This window comes from Rhizobium pantanalense (assembly GCF_030182525.1).
In the GTDB taxonomy this organism is placed as follows: Bacteria; Pseudomonadota; Alphaproteobacteria; order Rhizobiales; family Rhizobiaceae; genus Rhizobium.
Genome location: NZ_JAQJCH010000003.1, coordinates 222941 through 239434, shown reverse-complemented (window position 1 = coordinate 239434; position 16494 = coordinate 222941). Strand labels below are relative to the sequence as shown.

16 protein-coding genes are annotated in these 16494 nt (G+C 60.4%); all 16 read left to right on the top strand.

What is annotated here, in order from left to right; all coding sequences use genetic code 11:
- Positions 1-3 precede the first annotated feature (3 nt).
- Entirely contained in the window at positions 4-297 is a 294-nt protein-coding gene (locus tag PH558_RS10580) for a hypothetical protein (RefSeq protein WP_113406766.1), read from the top strand.
- A 159-nt stretch (positions 298-456) separates the two neighbouring features.
- The gene (locus tag PH558_RS10575; RefSeq protein ID WP_285204070.1) at positions 457-3372 is read left to right on the top strand and encodes a [protein-PII] uridylyltransferase; all 2916 of its coding nucleotides are present in this window, start codon (positions 457-459) and stop codon (positions 3370-3372) included.
- Positions 3369-4973 carry a murein biosynthesis integral membrane protein MurJ gene (gene murJ, locus PH558_RS10570; protein WP_095433801.1) on the top strand — a complete coding sequence of 535 codons (1605 nt, stop codon included), beginning with the start codon at positions 3369-3371 and terminating at the stop codon, positions 4971-4973. The genes PH558_RS10575 and murJ overlap by 4 nt, the downstream gene beginning before the upstream one ends.
- An 81-nt stretch (positions 4974-5054) precedes the next feature.
- Complete coding sequence (locus PH558_RS10565; protein WP_285204069.1) at positions 5055-5447, top strand: VOC family protein; 393 nt, start codon at positions 5055-5057, stop codon at positions 5445-5447.
- A gap of 111 nt (positions 5448-5558) precedes the next feature.
- Entirely contained in the window at positions 5559-6623 is a 1065-nt protein-coding gene (gene trpS / locus PH558_RS10560; protein ID WP_145322270.1) for a tryptophan--tRNA ligase, read from the top strand.
- Positions 6624-6699: 76 nt separating this feature from the next.
- Positions 6700-7191, top strand: a complete 492-nt coding sequence (locus PH558_RS10555; RefSeq protein ID WP_095433804.1) for a universal stress protein — start codon at positions 6700-6702, stop codon at positions 7189-7191.
- A gap of 116 nt (positions 7192-7307) precedes the next feature.
- On the top strand, positions 7308-7874 hold the full coding sequence (locus PH558_RS10550) for a NifU family protein (RefSeq protein WP_095433805.1): 567 nt from the start codon (positions 7308-7310) through the stop codon (positions 7872-7874).
- A gap of 24 nt (positions 7875-7898) precedes the next feature.
- Positions 7899-8555: a tRNA (adenosine(37)-N6)-threonylcarbamoyltransferase complex dimerization subunit type 1 TsaB gene (tsaB, locus tag PH558_RS10545; protein WP_095433806.1), complete on the top strand. Its 657-nt coding sequence runs from the start codon at positions 7899-7901 to the stop codon at positions 8553-8555.
- 2 nt (positions 8556-8557) lie between these two features.
- Positions 8558-9052: a GNAT family N-acetyltransferase gene (locus PH558_RS10540; protein WP_095433807.1), complete on the top strand. Its 495-nt coding sequence runs from the start codon at positions 8558-8560 to the stop codon at positions 9050-9052.
- A 120-nt stretch (positions 9053-9172) separates the two neighbouring features.
- The gene (locus PH558_RS10535) at positions 9173-9601 is read left to right on the top strand and encodes a Fur family transcriptional regulator (RefSeq protein WP_095433808.1); all 429 of its coding nucleotides are present in this window, start codon (positions 9173-9175) and stop codon (positions 9599-9601) included.
- Between the two features lie 30 nt (positions 9602-9631).
- A complete protein-coding gene (gene olsA / locus PH558_RS10530; protein ID WP_095433809.1) occupies positions 9632-10429 on the top strand; it encodes a lyso-ornithine lipid O-acyltransferase in 798 nt (265 codons plus the stop codon).
- A gap of 61 nt (positions 10430-10490) precedes the next feature.
- Complete coding sequence (gene miaB, locus PH558_RS10525; RefSeq protein WP_285204065.1) at positions 10491-11903, top strand: tRNA (N6-isopentenyl adenosine(37)-C2)-methylthiotransferase MiaB; 1413 nt, start codon at positions 10491-10493, stop codon at positions 11901-11903.
- Between the two features lie 30 nt (positions 11904-11933).
- Positions 11934-12986, top strand: a complete 1053-nt coding sequence (locus PH558_RS10520; protein ID WP_095433811.1) for a PhoH family protein — start codon at positions 11934-11936, stop codon at positions 12984-12986.
- A gap of 19 nt (positions 12987-13005) precedes the next feature.
- A complete protein-coding gene (gene ybeY, locus PH558_RS10515) occupies positions 13006-13512 on the top strand; it encodes an rRNA maturation RNase YbeY (RefSeq protein WP_095433812.1) in 507 nt (168 codons plus the stop codon).
- Between the two features lie 25 nt (positions 13513-13537).
- Positions 13538-14710: a hemolysin family protein gene (locus tag PH558_RS10510; RefSeq protein WP_285204064.1), complete on the top strand. Its 1173-nt coding sequence runs from the start codon at positions 13538-13540 to the stop codon at positions 14708-14710.
- Between the two features lie 78 nt (positions 14711-14788).
- Complete coding sequence (gene lnt, locus PH558_RS10505) at positions 14789-16390, top strand: apolipoprotein N-acyltransferase (protein ID WP_285204062.1); 1602 nt, start codon at positions 14789-14791, stop codon at positions 16388-16390.
- Positions 16391-16494 lie beyond the last annotated feature (104 nt).

Sequence of the window (16494 nt, the reverse complement as noted above, 5' to 3'; positions counted from 1 at the left end):
ATGATGTATCTCGAAGTTCTTCTCGCCGAAGTCCGCACTCTGGGTGAGCGCTTCTCTCCGATCGCCGCGCGCGGCAAGATCTGCGGCGAGGGCGAAGCCCCGGACTGTGAATCCGATCGGGGCCTGCTCGATATCACGCTGTCTTGCAGCCGTATTTCCGATATCTGCTCGAAGATTGCCAAGGCCGGTTATTGGGAATGCGAGCGCGAAATGGTGACGCAGATCGGCGCCCAGTCGCGAAATATCTTATATAGTTTGAACGAGCTCAGGCGGGCACTTGAGCCGGCAAGGCCCTAAAACTGCCGATTTCTGCGTTGATTGCCGTCACGCTTCGTCAACCTTGGCCAGATAGAAATCTTGAGGGATCACCGATTCGACGTGGTCGGCTCTGGCTGACTTGCGGGGATGCGGGCGTAGAATGCCTGTGTTAATCGCGGGCCAAAGAGGCTATAGCGCATGCAGACGAAAAGACAGGCGCGCCGGCAACGGGCCGCGGTCAGCGAAGAGAAAGCCGATCGGCAGAGCATGGAAACGCATCATATCGATTTTTCGACCATTCTCGATGTATCCGCGCTGAAGGCGGAGTGCGAGGCCCTCGCCAAACGCGGCCTGGACAAGAATGAAGAGCGCTCCGCGCTGCTGGCGCTGTTGAAAAAGGCAAGCCAGGATGGGCGGGAAGAAGCGCGGCGATTGCTGAATGCCGACGGCAGCGGACTCAATTGCGCGCACCGTATTTCCTGGCTGCAGGACCAGATCATCACCGTCCTCTACGATTTCACCGTCCGTCACGTCTATCCGAAACAGGCAGGCGCCTTCTCCGTCACTGCCGTGGGCGGCTATGGCCGCGATACGCTGGCGCCTGGCTCCGATATCGACCTTCTCTTCCTCTTCCAGCCCAAGCCGGCGAGCGAGACGCACAAGGCGGTCGAATTCATTCTCTATATGCTTTGGGACATGGGCTTCAAAGTCGGCCATGCCACGCGCACGGTCGAGGAATGCATCCGCGAGGCCAAGTCTGATATGACGGTGCGCACCGCCATTCTCGAGACCCGCTATATCTGCGGCAACATCGCGCTGGAGCGCGAGCTGCAAACCCGTTTCGACAAGGAGATCGTCACCAATACCGGACCGGAATTCATCGCCGCCAAGCTCGCCGAGCGTGACGAGCGCCACCGCAAGGCGGGCGACACCCGTTATCTGGTCGAGCCCAACGTCAAGGAAGGCAAGGGTGGCCTGCGCGACCTGCACACGCTGTTCTGGATCTCGAAATATTACTATCACGTCCGCGATCCAGCCGAGCTGGTGAAGCTCGGCGTGCTCTCGAAACAGGAATACCGCCTCTTCGAAAAGGCCGAGGATTTCCTCTGGGCCGTGCGCTGCCACATGCATTTCCTGACCGGCAAGGCGGAAGAGCGGCTTTCCTTCGATATCCAGCGCGATATCGCTGCAGCCCTCGACTATCACGCCCGCCCGGGCCTTTCGGCCGTCGAGCGCTTCATGAAGCACTATTTCCTTGTCGCCAAGGATGTCGGCGATCTCACCCGCATCCTCTGCGCGGCACTTGAGGACCAGCAGGCAAAGGCTACCCCGGGGCTCACCGGCGTCATCAGCCGCTTTGCCAACCGCTCGCGCAAGATTCCCGGCACCGTCGAATTCGTCGAGGACCGCGGCCGTATCGCGCTTGCCAATCCCGATGTCTTCAAACGCGATCCGGTCAGTCTCATCCGGCTGTTCTTCGTTGCCGATATCAACGGGCTTGAATTCCATCCGGATGCATTGAAGCGCGTCACCCGCTCGCTGAGCCTGATCGACAACGATCTGCGCGAGAACGAGGAGGCGAACCGGCTCTTCCTCTCCATCCTCACCTCGAAGCGCGATCCCGCTCTGATCCTGCGCCGCATGAACGAGGCCGGCGTACTCGGGCGTTTCATTCCGGAATTCGGCAAGATTGTCTCGATGATGCAGTTCAACATGTATCACCACTATACGGTGGACGAGCATCTCATCCGTGCCGTCGAGGTGCTGTCGGAAATCGACAAGGGCAAGGCCGAGGATATTCATCCGCTCACCAACAAGCTGATGCCCAATATCGAGGATCGCGACGCGCTCTATGTCGCCGTCCTGTTGCACGATATCGCCAAGGGCCGCGAGGAGGACCATTCGGAAGCCGGCGCCGCAGTCGCACGCAAGCTCTGCCCGCGCTTCGGCCTTTCACCGAAGCAGACGGAGCTGGTGGTCTGGCTGATCGCCGAACACCTGACCATGTCGATGGTCGCCCAGACACGCGACTTGACCGACCGTAAGACGATCATCGATTTTGCCGACCGGGTGCAGTCGCTCGACCGGCTGAAGATGCTGCTGATCCTGACCGTCTGCGACATCCGCGCCGTCGGCCCTGGCGTCTGGAATGGCTGGAAGGGCCAGCTGCTGCGTACGCTATACTACGAGACCGAGCTGCTGCTGTCAGGCGGGTTCTCTGAAGTCTCGCGCAAGGAACGCGCCGAGGCTGCCGCCGGAGCGCTGGAGCATGCACTTGCTGATTGGAGCCAGAAGGAGCGCAAGGCCTACGTCAAGCTCCACTATCAGCCCTATCTGCTGTCCGTGCCGCTGGAAGATCAAGTCCGCCATACGCAGTTCATGCGCGAATCCGACAAGGCGGGGAAGGTCCTCGCCACCATGGTGCGCACCGACAGCTTCCACGCCATCACCGAGATCACCGTGCTCTCGCCTGACCATCCGCGTCTTTTGACCGTGATCGCCGGCGCCTGCGCCGCTGCGGGCGCCAATATCGCCGATGCGCAGATCTTCACGACATCGGATGGCCGCGCGCTCGACACCATCCATGTCAGCCGCGAATTCCCCGATGATGCCGACGAATTGCGCCGCGCCGGCACCATCGGCAAGATGATCGAGGACGTGCTGGCCGGCCGCAAGCGGCTGCCGGAGGTCATCGCGACCCGGACGAAGAACCGCCGCAAGAACAAGGCTTTCGTCATCCCGCCGTCGGTCATCATCACCAACAGCCTCTCCAACAAGTTCACGGTCATCGAGGTCGAATGCCTCGACCGCCCCGGCCTGCTGTCGGAAATCACGGCCGTTCTTTCGGACCTGTCGCTCGATATCCAGTCTGCCCGCATCACCACCTTCGGCGAAAAGGTCATCGATACCTTCTATGTCGCCGACCTGGTGGGCCAGAAGATTTCCAACGAGAACAGGCGAGCCTATATCACCGCACGCCTGAAAGCCGTCATGGCCGGCGAGGAGGATGAAATGCGCGAACGCATGCCCTCCGGCATCATTGCACCCGCCGCCACGCGCGGCATCGCCGTCGAAAAGTCAGACACTGAGAAGAAAGCCGGTTCTGCCGCATGAGCCTAGTCAAGAAATTCATCACGGTCGGCGGCGCGACGCTTGGCAGCCGCATCTTCGGCTTCGCCCGCGAAACGCTGATGGCCGCTGCCCTCGGCACCGGGCCAATGGCAGACGTCTTCTATGCCGCCTTCCGCTTTCCGAACCTCTTCCGCCGTCTGTTTGCCGAAGGCGCCTTTAACGCCGCCTTCGTTCCGCTCTTTGCCAAGGAAATCGAGGCGAATGGCATCGACGGCGCCAAGCGCTTTTCGGAAGAAGTGTTCGGCGTTCTCTTCTCGGTCCTGCTGCTGATCACCATCGTCATGGAACTGGCCATGCCACTCCTGGTGCGTTGGGTCATCGCGCCTGGTTTTGCCGACGATGCCGAGAAATTCGACTTGACGGTCCGGTTGGCGGCCGTGATGTTCCCCTATCTCATGTCGATGTCGCTGACGGCGATGATGAGCGGCATGCTGAATTCGCTGCATCATTTCTTCGCCGCGGCGGTGGCTCCGATCTTCCTGAACCTGGTGATGATCAGCGCGCTGTTCTACGCGATCTATTTTGGCGCCGATCCGCTGACCACCGCCTGGTATCTGTCCTGGTCGGTGCTGGTGGCGGGCGTGCTGCAGCTGGCTGTCGTCTATATCGGCGTGCGTCATGCGGGCATCAGTATCGGCCTGCGCTTTCCGCGCTTCACACCCAATGTCAAGCGGCTCCTGCTTCTTGCGATCCCTGCAGCCATCACCGGCGGCGTCACTCAGATCAATCTGGTGATCGGCCAGGCGATCGCCTCGGGCAAGGAAGGCGCGATCGCCGCCCTGCAATATGCAGACCGCATCTACCAGTTGCCGCTCGGCGTCGTTGGCGTCGCCGTCGGAATCGTGCTTCTGCCGGAACTGGCCCGTTCGCTAAAGTCAGGCCACATCAAGGAAGCTGCCAATATCCAGAACCGCTCGATCGAATTCGTGCTGTTCCTGACCCTGCCGGCTGCTGTCGCCCTTTGGCTGCTCTCCGACGATATTATCCGCGTGCTTTACGAGCGCGGCGCCTTTAACGCGAACAATACAACGCTGGTCGGCTCCATCCTCGCCATCTTCGGCCTGGGCTTGCCGGCTTTCGTGCTGATCAAGGCCTTGCAGCCCGGCTTTTACGCTCGCGAAGATACGAAATCGCCGATGCGCTACACGGCGATCGCCGTCGCCGTCAATTCGGCGCTGTCCATCCTGCTTTTCCCGGTGCTGGCGGAACGCGGCATTGCGCTCGCTGAGGCGGTTGCCGGTTGGCTGAACGCTGTACAGCTCTTCGTTACGCTCTATCGCCGCGGGCATCTCGCCTGGGAATGGTCGCTGGTGCGACGCACCGCCATGCTGCTCGTCTCCTCCGCCGTCATGGGTGGCGTCATCGTATATTTGTCTCATCGGTGGGAGCCGCTTCTGGGATCCGGCTCGACGCTGCTCACCAAGACCGGCGTCCTGGGCTTGCTCATAGTGATTGCGATGGCGGTGTATTTCATTGTCGCCTTCCTCATCGGCGGCGTGGATTTGGGTATGGTACGCCGCAATTTGAAGCGCAAGCGCCCGGCTGCAGCGGCGCCGGATGCGAAGGCGGTGAATGGGGAGTAAGGGGTATCCAACCTCAGTGCATTTGGAGCCTCTGATACCCCTCTGTCACTTCGCAAATGATTTTTATACCGGAGCCCTCACATGTCCCAATCCTTGTTCCTCGTTACCCTTGTCATCGATGATTACGACCGTGCCAAGACCTTCTACTGCGATGCCCTTGGCTTCGAGTGCTTGGCTGACGAAGTGCAGCCGGAGAGCAAGCGCTGGGTCGTCGTCCGGCCGAAAGGCGGAGAAGGGGCAGCATTATTGCTCGCCCAGGCCGCTAGCGACAGCCAGCGTGCCGCGATCGGCAATCAGACCGGCGGCCGCGTCGGCTTCTTCCTCAAGACCGATGATTTCGCCCGCGATCATGCCGTGATGAAGGCAAAGGGCGTGCGCTTTCTGGAGGAGCCGCGCCATGAGGTCTATGGCACCGTGGCTGTCTTTGCCGATCCCTATGGCAACACCTGGGATCTGATCCAGCATTCTTCCTGAGACTGCCCCATATAACCTCTTGATCCCAACCTATCCGCCGTGCATAAGCCGCTCGAAACCAAGGGTCGAGCGCCGCTCGCCCAGGCCCTCCACAAGCCTTTTGAGGACGACATGACCGAATTCAAGCCGCTCGTATTCTCCGGCGTCCAGCCCACCGGCAATCTCCATCTCGGCAATTACCTCGGCGCAATCCGCAAGTTCGTGGCGCTGCAGGCCAATAACGACTGCATCTATTGCGTCGTCGACATGCATGCGCTGACGGCGCAGCTCGTCCATGAGGACATGCCGAACCAGACGCGTTCGATCACTGCGGCCTTCCTTGCCGCCGGCATCGATCCGGAAAAGCATATCGTCTTCAATCAGTCGGCCGTGCCCGGCCATGCTGAGCTTGCCTGGATCTTCAACTGCGTCGCCCGCATCGGCTGGATGAACCGCATGACGCAGTTCAAGGACAAGGCCGGCAAGGATCGCGAGCAGGCCTCGCTCGGCCTTTACGCCTATCCGAGCCTGATGGCCGCCGACATTCTGCTCTATCGCGCCACGCATGTTCCGGTCGGCGACGACCAGAAGCAGCATCTGGAGCTGACCCGCGACATCGCCATGAAGTTCAATCTTGACTACATGGAGCATATCCGCCGCACGGGCTATGGCATCGACATCACCGTCGGCGACGAGCCGGTGCATGCCTATTTCCCCATGGTCGAGCCGCTGATCGACGGCCCGGCGCCGCGCGTCATGTCGCTGCGCGATGGTACGAAGAAGATGTCGAAATCGGACGCCTCGGACCTCTCGCGCATCAACCTGCTCGATGACGAGGAAAACATCTCGAAGAAGATCCGCAAGGCCAAGACCGATCCGGATGGCTTGCCAAGCGAAATCGCCGGTCTTGCCGGCCGTCCCGAGGCCGACAATCTGGTGGGCATCTATGCGGCCCTTGCCGACAAATCGAAGGCCGAGGTTCTCTCCGAATTCGGCGGCCAGCAGTTCTCGGTCTTTAAGCCGGCGCTGGTCGATCTCGCCGTGCATGTGCTCTCGCCGATCACGATGGAAATGCGCCGCCTCATGGCCGATCCCGGCCATATCGACGCCGTTCTGCGCGATGGCAGCGCGCGTGCCCGCGCCCGCGCCGACGTGACCATGAAGCAGATCCGCGACATCATCGGCTTTCTCTATTGATGATGTCGTAATGGAGAGCTCCCGTTGCCAAACGGGGGGCTTGCAAAACGCCGCCTTCGAGTGTCAGAGTCGCCGCATGGTTTCAAAACGTCTCTCTCGGCTCGAAGGCCATCGCCGCAAGTTCATGGCGGTCATCGACGGCACGCCTGAATGCCAGCGCGCCGTCCATTATGCCGGCCGGCGCGCCAAGAATTCCAATGGCGGTCTCGTGCTGCTGTACGTGATTCCTGAGGGCGACTTCCAGCAATGGCTGGGGGTCGAGGAGATCATGCGGGCGGAAGCGCGCGAGGAGGCCGAGGCAGCAACCGCAAAGGCTGCGCAGACCGTGCGCGAAAACATCGGCATCGACGCGGAAATCGTCATCCGCGAGGGTGCTGCCGCCGAGCAGATCAATGCGGTGATTGAAGAGGATCGAGATATCGCTCTTCTCGTGCTTGCCGCCGGTTCCGCCAAGGAAGGCCCAGGTCCGCTCGTCTCGTCGATCGCCGGTCGTGCCGCTGCTTTCCCGATCCCGGTGACGGTGCTCCCGGATACGCTGAGCAATGAGGAAATCGACGCGCTGAGTTGATCGCGTGTGCCATTTCTTGAGAAACACTCTCTTGAATAGAATGGCCAAAAGGCCTATCTTCTTTTGAAATATTCTAAAGTCGGGATCGGGCATCTGCCCGCCGCATGGAGATCAAGATGTTCATTCAGACCGAAGCGACGCCGAACCCCGCGACCCTCAAGTTTCTGCCGGGCAAAGTGGTGATGGAAAACGGCACGGCCGAATTCCGCAGCGGCGAGGAAGCCGAAGCTTCGCCGCTCGCTGCCCGCCTCTTCGAAATCCCGGGCGTGATCGGCGTTTACTTCGGTTATGACTTCATTTCCGTCTCCAAGGAAAATCAGGAATGGCAGCATCTGAAGCCCGCCATCCTCGGTTCGATCATGGAGCATTTCATGTCCGGCAAGCCGGTCATGGGCTCGGCATCCGTTCTGTCCGAAGTGCAGGATGCCGGCGGCGAATTCTTCGACGAAGGTGACGAGGCGATCGTGCTGACCATCAAGGAACTGCTTGATACCCGCGTTCGTCCCGCCGTTGCCCAGGATGGCGGCGACATCACGTTCCGTGGCTTCCGCGACGGCAAGGTCTACCTCAACATGAAGGGCTCGTGCTCGGGTTGCCCGTCCTCCACGGCAACGCTAAAGCATGGCGTGCAGAACCTGCTGCGCCATTTCGTCCCGGAAGTGCAGGAAGTCGAAGCCGTCTAATCCCGGCCTAGCGGAAAAATTGACATGATCGTACTGGCGCTCGACACGGCAGGTGTGGATTGCGCTGCCGCTGTGTATGATAGCGGCAGTGATTCTGTGATGGGGGAGGTCACGGAAACGATCGGACGGGGACATGCCGAGCATCTGATGCACGTTGTCGACGGAGCGCTGGCGAAAGCCGGTGTGGCGCTTTCCGCCATTGAGCGTGTCGTCGTGACCGTCGGGCCTGGTTCCTTCACCGGCATCCGCATCGGCGTTGCAGCCGCACGCGGTTTCGCACTTTCCCTCAATGTTCCAGCGGTTGGTGTCACGACCCTCGAGGTCATGGCCGCGACCGCCAGAGCGCAGAATCCGGGCAAGTCGGTTCTGGCTGCCATCGATGCTAAGCGCGAGGAGATCTATCTCCAGAGCTTCGCTGCCGATGGCAACCCGCTGGACGAGACTCGGGCCGTGACGATCGACGAAGCGCGGGCAATCGCCGGTGCCTTCGATGGCATCGTTACCGGAACGGCCGTCGCCCGGTTGAGCGACGCGCCGCCTGCGGAGCGGCCAGACGCATTTCCGATTGCCATCGTCGCCCGGCTAGGCGCTGGCAAGCCTGCCGGCGAAAAGCCGAAGCCGCTTTATCTTCGCGGACCCGATGCCAGACCGCAGGCCGGATACGCAGTTGCCAGGCAATAGACATGCTCGAATCCTATCTGACCTTGAAAGCCGAATACGAAATCGTCCCGATGGAACTTAAGGACTGTGCCGAAGTGGCGCTCCTGCACGGCGAACGCTTCCCGCGGGTATGGGACGAGACTGAATTTCAGGGTCTCCTTTCGCAGGAGACCACCTTCGGCTTCGTTGCCCGCCAGACCAATGCCATCCTGAAAAAGGCGCTTCCCGGTTTCGTGTTGGCTCGGCATGTGGCGGGCGAGGGCGAAATCCTGACAATCGCCGTCAACGCCAAACTCGGACGCTCCGGTCTGGGTTGGCGGTTGATGCAGGCAGCTTTGCGGGAAGCCCGCAATCGCGGCGGCGAAACCATGTTCCTGGAGGTCGATGGAGGCAATGAGCCGGCTCTCGGCCTCTATCGCAAGCTCGGCTTCGAGACCGTTGGGGAGCGTAAAGCCTATTATGTTGGCGACAACGGCGCGAAATCGACGGCGCTTGTCATGCGCCGCGTTCTTCGCTAGAGCATTTTGCAGCCAAGTGGCATCGCTTGCGTCGCACAAATGCGGCAAAACAAATAGTTAGAGCAGCAATTCGACGCTCTAACTGTTGCCACAGTCCAAACAGACCGAAGACAGCGATCGATGGAAGACGCCGTAAAATCCCTGGAGGAGCTTTGCGCCGAGCGCGGAATGCGCATGACGGAGCAGCGCCGGGTCATTGCGCGCATCATCGAGAGCTCCGGCGATCACCCCGATGTCGAGGAGCTCTATCGCCGCTCGGTCGAGGTGGATGCGAAAATCTCGATCTCCACTGTGTACCGCACCGTCAAGCTGTTCGAGGATGCCGGGCTTCTCGCCCGCCACGACTTCCGCGATGGTCGCTCCCGCTACGAAACCGTGCCGGAAGAACATCACGATCATCTGATCGACCTGAAGAGCGGCCAGGTGATCGAATTCCATTCGCCGGAGATCGAGGCGCTGCAGGAGCGCATCGCCCGCGAACACGGCTTCAAACTCGTCGACCACCGGCTGGAGCTTTACGGCATTCCGCTGAAGAAGGACGAAGGTTGACGTGAAGGCTTTCATGCAGGAGCGAGCGATTTGATGACCTGGCTGCGCATCGGCTGTGCCGCCGTGGTCATTTGCATCGTCAGCGCGGTGATGCTGCCGCTGCAGATCCTCTGCCTGCGCTTTGACTGGAAACTCCGGCGCTATCTGCCGCGCTACTGGCACCGTATCGTCTGCTATTGGCTCGGTGTGCGCATTCATGTCATCGGCAAGATGGAGACGAGCCGGCCTCTCATGCTGGCCTCCAACCATTCGTCTTGGCTGGATATTCTCGTGCTTTCAGCAGTGGCCGATGTCTCCTTCATCGCCAAGTCGGAAGTGCGAGACTGGCCGATCTTCGGGCTTTTTGCACAGTGGCAGAAGAGCGTCTTCGTCGAGCGCGAGCAGAAGCGTAAGACCGGCGAACAGGTCAACGAGATTGCCGACCGCATGGCCGATGGCGAAATCATGGTGTTGTTCCCTGAAGGCACGACTTCGGATGGCAATCGCCTGCTCGAAGTTAAGTCCTCGCTGTTCGGAGCCGCTGCCGCTGCCTTGCCGAAGGCGCCGGATGCCGTCGTGCATGTCCAGCCGGTCGCGGTCGCCTATACCCGCGTCCATGGAACGCCGATGGGCCGCTATTATCGCCCGCTGACGGCATGGCCTGGGGATATCGAGCTTGTGCCGCACCTGAAGGGCATCATCCAATGCGGTGCCATCGATGTCGACGTCTGTTTCGGCGAGGCGGTGGACTATCGCGCCGGCACCAATCGCAAGCAGGTCAGCGCCACTATCGCCAGGCGCATCCGCAATATGCTTGCGAGCCGCCTGCTCGGGCGCGAGATCGCCTGATTTCAAGGTGATTCCAACTTTTTCATTTTCTCTGAAAGCAAAAGCCACTACATAGCGGCCCATGACCAAGGATAGCCTGACCCTCGATGCCCCGGCGGCCGACGCTTTGCAGCTCGGTTCCCGCGACGGCTCCAACAGCCGCAAGGTCTTCATCAAGACCTATGGCTGCCAGATGAACGTCTATGATTCCACGCGGATGAGCGATGCGCTCTCCCGCGACGGCTACGAGCCGACCGAGGACATGGAAGAGGCCGATCTCGTCCTGTTGAACACCTGCCATATCCGCGAGAAGGCAGCCGAAAAGGTCTATTCCGCGCTCGGCCGCCTGCGCGAGATGAAGAAGCGCAAGGCCGCCGACGGCCGCGACATGATGATCGGCGTCACCGGCTGTGTCGCCCAGGCCGAAGGCGAGGAAATCCTGCGCCGTGCGCCCGCCGTCGATGTCGTCATCGGCCCGCAGACCTATCATCGCCTGCCGGATGCGCTTCGTCGCGCCAAGGAAGGTCAACGTGTCGTCGATACGGAATATGCGATCGAGGACAAGTTCGAGCATCTGCCGATCGCCGAAAAGACAAAGATCCGCGCTCGCGGCGTCACCGCCTTCCTGACGGTGCAGGAAGGCTGCGACAAGTTCTGCACCTTCTGTGTCGTGCCCTATACGCGCGGCTCCGAAGTCTCCCGCCCGGTCTCCCAGATCGTCGAAGAGGCCGAGAAGCTGGTGGATGGCGGCGTTCGCGAGATCACGCTGCTCGGCCAGAACGTCAACGCATGGCACGGTATCGGCCTGAAGGGCGAAGCCTGGAGCCTCGGCGATCTCCTCTATCGCCTGTCGGAAATCCCCGGCCTCGCGCGGCTGCGCTACACCACCAGCCACCCGCGCGATATGGACGACCGCCTGATCGGCGCGCATCGCGACCTGCGGACGCTGATGCCCTATCTGCATCTGCCGGTTCAGGCCGGCTCCGATCGCATCCTGAAGGCGATGAATCGAAGGCATACAGCTGCGGAATATCTGACGCTCATCGAGAAGATCCGTACTGCGCGCCCGGATATCGCTCTTTCGGGCGATTTCATCGTCGGCTTCCCAGGGGAGACAGATCAGGATTTTGAGGATACACTGAAGCTTATCGAGGAGGTGAATTATGCACAGGCCTTCTCGTTCAAATATTCCACGCGGCCGGGCACACCCGGTGCGGAATTGAAGGATCAGGTGCCCGAAGAGGTCAAGACCGAGCGGCTGGAGCGTTTGCAGGCATTGCTGCTGAGGCAGCAGCATGCGTTTGCCGAGGCTTGCGTGGGTAAAGCAGTGGATATCCTTCTGGAAAAGCCGGGCCGGATGCCAGGCCAGTTGATCGGACGCTCTCCCTGGCTGCAATCTGTGAATGTTGATGCAAAAGCATCGCAAATCGGTGACATTATTAACGTACGAATCACCGGAACCAGCACCAACAGCCTTTTTGCTGAATTGCTCTAGGTTCCGGACGGACCAAAGGAGCCGCACCGCTTGAACGGACAGGAATTGGTTTCTTCTTCATCGCGCCAGCCCCGCACCGCGAGCGACGCCAATCACTTCACCCTGACGTTCGAGAATAATCGGTTCGCCAGTGAACTTTTCGGGCAGTTCGACCAGAATTTGAAGCTGCTTGAGGAGCGCCTCGGCATCGATGCTCGCGCGCGTGGCAATTCCGTCGTCATAACGGGCGATGTGCTGGCCACTAATCAGGCGCGCCGGACGCTCGATTACCTCTATGACAAGCTGCAAAAAGGCGGCAATGTAGAGCCTTCCGACGTGGAGGGGGCTATCCGCATGGCGGTTGCCGCCGACGACCAATTGACGCTGCCGACCATGGAGAGAAAAGCCAAGTTGACGATGGCGCAGATTTCGACGCGCAAGAAGACGATCATTGCGCGCACGCCGACGCAGGATGCCTATATGCGGGCACTGGAGCGCTCCGAGCTCGTCCTCGGCGTCGGCCCTGCCGGTACCGGCAAGACCTATCTCGCCGTCGCGCACGCCGCCCAGCTTCTGGAGCGCGGTGCCGTGGAAAAGATCATCCTGTCGCGCCCGGCCGTCGAAGCCGGCGAGCGTCTGGGCTTCCTGCCCGGCGACATGAAGGAAAAGGTCGATCCCTATCTGCGACCGCTCTACGACGCGCTTTATGACATGATGCCCGGCGACAAGGTCGAACGTGCCATCACGGCCGGCGTCATCGAGATCGCGCCGCTCGCCTTCATGCGTGGCCGCACGCTCTCCAACGCCGCCGTCATCCTCGACGAGGCACAGAACACGACATCCATGCAGATGAAGATGTTCCTGACCCGTCTCGGCGAAAATTCACGGATGATCGTGACGGGCGACCCAAGCCAGATCGACTTGCCGCGCGGCGTCAAGTCTGGCCTGGTGGAAGCGCTGCAGCTGCTGGATGGCGTCGAGGGCATCACCATCGTCCGCTTCAAGGACACGGACGTTGTCCGTCATCCGCTGGTGGCGCGCATCGTTCGGGCCTATGATTCCACCTATGCCGCAAAGGCCGAGGAAAGCGATCCGCAGATCTGATCTGCGGTTACGAAAGCTCATGGCCGAACTCGATATACAGATAAGCGTGGAGGAGGGCGATTGGCCCTCCGAAGATATATTGCAGTCGCTTGCGGAGCGCGTGCTGGGCGAAGCTGCAAATTATCTCAAGAAATACGAGAAGCAGCCATTTCCAAAAATGGCCCCTGAATTGTCGCTGGTCTTTACCGACGACGCTTCGATCCGCGAGATCAATGCGGAATGGCGCTCTCAGGACAAGGCAACGAACGTTCTTTCCTTTCCAGCTTTTCCGCTTGAACCCGGCGGCAAGCCCGGCCCGATGCTGGGCGATATCATCATCGCCAGAGAGACGGTGGAACGTGAGGCGGTCGATCTGGAAAAGAGTTTTGACGACCATCTGACGCATTTGATGGTGCATGGTTTCTTGCATCTCTTCGGCTACGACCATATGAATAATAGTGAAGCCGAAAGAATGGAGGGGCTGGAGACTCGCATTTTGGCTGGTCTTGGCCTATCTGATCCCTATGCGGGACAAGACCCCATTTGATCTGAACCCTGTCTGACCAGGAACAATGAGCGACTTTACGACAAGATCGGCCCCCGAGGCCAAAGACGGAGCCGAAGCAGCCTCCTCAGACGAGGTAGGCAGTAGTAGCAACGGCAAGCGATCCCATTCTTCATTCTGGGCACGTGCCGCGCGCATTCTGCGCCCGGCACAGGACGCCGCCCGCTTGCGCGAGGACCTTGCCGACGCGCTGATGACCAACGCCGCCGGTGATGATGCCTTTTCGCCCGATGAGCGTGCGATGCTGCACAATATCCTGCGCTTCCGCGAGGTGCGCGTCGAGGATGTCATGGTGCCGCGCGCCGATATCGAGGCCGTGGATCAGAATATCACCATCGGCGAGCTGATGATCCTCTTCGAGGAAAGCGGCCGTTCGCGCATGCCTGTCTATGCCGACACGCTGGATGATCCGCGCGGCATGGTGCATATCCGCGACCTGCTCTCCTATGTCGCCAAGCAGGCCCGCAATAAGCGTCGCAGCGGCAGTGCCAAGACGGCGGCCTCTGCAACGGCAGCCCCTGCGGCCGAAAAGCCGGCACGCTCGGCCAAGCCGAACTTCGATCTGTCGCGTGTCGATCTGCAGAAGACGCTGGTTGAGGCCGGCATCATCCGCAAGATCCTGTTCGTGCCGCCTTCGATGCTCGCCTCCGATCTCCTGCGCCGCATGCAGGTCAACCGAACGCAGATGGCCCTCGTCATCGATGAATATGGCGGCACGGACGGCCTAGCGTCGCATGAGGACATCGTCGAAATGGTCGTCGGCGACATTGATGACGAACACGATGACGAAGAAGTGATGTTCAAGCGCGTCTCCGAGGATGTCTTCGTCGCCGATGCCCGTGTCGAGCTGGAGGAGATCGCAGCCGCGATCGGTCCGGATTTCGATATCGCCGAGCAGGTGGACGAGGTGGATACGCTGGGTGGCCTGATCTTCTCCGCCCTTGGCCGCATTCCGGTGCGTGGCGAGGTGGTGCAGGCGCTTCCAGGCTTCGAATTCCACATTCTCGATGCCGATCCGCGCCGCATCAAGCGGGTGCGCATCACGCGCAAGCGCCATGCCGTCCGCCGTCGACCGACCGTTAAGCTTGAAGGCGATGCCGGTGCGCCGGAGCGCGATTTGCCGGCACCGGAAACGATCGCCGAGGAAACGCCGGCCGGGCGTAATGCCGCCAGCCAATAAATGGCGCGAGAGCGGGACAAATCGCTGCATTTTTGAAAGACTGCGCCCAATTGATTCGCGATTGGACGGAGCTGGCGCATGGAATGGCTTTCGGGCAGGGTGATCCTCGTCTGGGGTTTCAAACGTGCGTTGCTTACAATCCTTGCGGGGGCCATCGGCGTTCTGGCATTGCCGCCCTTCGGCTTTTTCGCGGCAATGTTCGTCTCGTTCACGCTGCTCGTCTGGCTGCTGGATGGCGTTGCTGCCGGCCCGGATAGCGGTCTGCTCGGGCGCCTCTGGCCCGCCTTCTTCACCGGTTGGCTGTTCGGCTTCGGCTATTTTGTCGCCGGCCTCTGGTGGCTTGGCCACGCGCTGCTGATCGATGCCGACGAATTCGCCTGGGCCTTGCCGCTGGCGATACTCGGCCTTCCTGCCTTTCTCGCGGTTTTCTACGGCTTAGCGACCGTGCTTGCCCGCATCCTTTGGTCCGACGGCCTAGGGCGTATCGCAGCACTCGCCTTCAGTTTCGGTATCCTGGAATGGCTGCGCAGCTTTCTTTTCACCGGCTTTCCCTGGAATGCCATTGGCTATGGCGCCATGCCCATTCCGCTGATGATGCAGTCGGCGCATGTGGTCGGTGTGCTCGGGGTGACCGTGCTTGCCGTCTTCGTCTTTGCGGCACCTGCGCTGCTCGGCACGCGGCAGGGGCGGGTGCCAGGGATCGGCCTTGCCATCCTCATCGCTGCCGCTCATTTCGGTTATGGCTATTACGCATTAGGCCAGCCGGAAGCGCCGATAATCGATGCCAAGACAGCACCTGTGGTGCGTATCGTCCAGCCCTCGATCGACCAGGAAACCAAGATGGATACGGCCGCCGACCGTGCCGCCATCTTCGACAAGCACCTGGCGCTTTCCGTGCAGCCGCCTGCCAATGGCGGCAAGCGGCCCGACATCATCGTCTGGCCGGAAACGGCCGTGCCCTTCATCCTCACCGATAATCGCGATGCGCTGGCGCGGATTGCCGATCAGCTCGAAGACGATCAGATCCTGATCACCGGGGCCGTCCGCGTCGAAGACATGGGGCCGGGAGTCGAGCCTCGTTACTACAATTCGATCTATGTCATCGACGGTCGGGGACAGATCACTGGCGCGTCCGACAAGACCCATCTCGTCCCCTTCGGTGAGTACGTGCCCTTCGAGCACATTCTGAGCTATCTCGGCATCGAGAACGTGGTGGAACTGCCGGGCGGCTTCTCCGCGGCGACAAAGCGGCAACTGCTGACCATGCCAGATGGCGTCAAATTCTATCCGTTGGTCTGCTACGAGATCATCTTCCCGAATGAGATGACCTCGGTGATCCGGCAGGCCGATGCCATCCTCAACGTCACGAACGACGGATGGTTCGGCGATACGCCTGGCCCATACCAGCATTTCCAGCAGGCAAGGGTTAGGGCGGTGGAGCAGGGACTGCCGTTGATTCGAAGCGCCAATACCGGCATTTCAGCATTTGTTGATGCACACGGACGGGTGCTTTCCGGTATCGATTATAATCAGCAAGGCTTTATAGATACCACTTTAGGTGGCGCAACCGTATCGCGCATCGACGATAAAGCCAGAAAAACATACTTTTGGTTGATCATCGGAGCAGTCGGCATGATTGCCGCCATTTCGCGCATGGGTTTTATTTTCAGGGTGAATTGACCAAAAAACCCTAAAATTGCATAGTGCTAGATGTCCGCCTTTCGAACGTAGACTGGAGGCCTTGGGGGCGTCGGCTGCAACGTGGCGTTATAGGGGTGGTGAAG